Source organism: Methylobacterium sp. E-025 (assembly GCF_022829705.1).
Taxonomy (GTDB): domain Bacteria; phylum Pseudomonadota; class Alphaproteobacteria; order Rhizobiales; family Beijerinckiaceae; genus Methylobacterium.
The window spans coordinates 1-426 of record NZ_JAKSYR010000148.1; the positions used below are offsets into that span (position 1 = coordinate 1).

The 426-nt window shown below is 65.5% G+C and carries 1 pseudogene; it reads right to left on the reverse strand.

The window, feature by feature from the left end:
- Positions 1–390, reverse strand: a pseudogene (locus MKK64_RS22030) (chemotaxis protein); the annotation flags it as partial.
- Positions 391–426 lie beyond the last annotated feature (36 nt).

Genomic DNA, 426 nt, shown 5'->3' on the forward strand with positions numbered 1-426 from the left:
ATGCTCGACGAAGGTCATTACCCGCCCGAGCGGCCGGACGATCAGCCGGTTGATGGCGATCCCGATCCCGATGCAGATCAGGAGCGTCAGCAGGGTCCCGCCCCAGAGCGCGAGGCTCTCGTTGCGCTCGGCCTGCGTGACGCGAGCGGCCTGTGCCGCACGAGTCTGTTCTTCCAGATTGTCGATGGCGACGAGCTTGCTGCGTAGGGTGTCGAAGAACTGCTTGCCCCTGCCTTCGGCCTCGATACGCACCCCATCCGGTCGCGTCGTCGGATCCGCGGCCTGACGTATCGCGGTTTCGCCGATGTCGGTTTGCCAAGCGCGCGCTGCTGTCACGGCATCGGCAAACAGACGCGAACGCTCGGCATCGTTGCCGATCAAGGTCCTCAAATGTGTGATCGTCTGGTCCAGGGCCGGCCGCCCCGC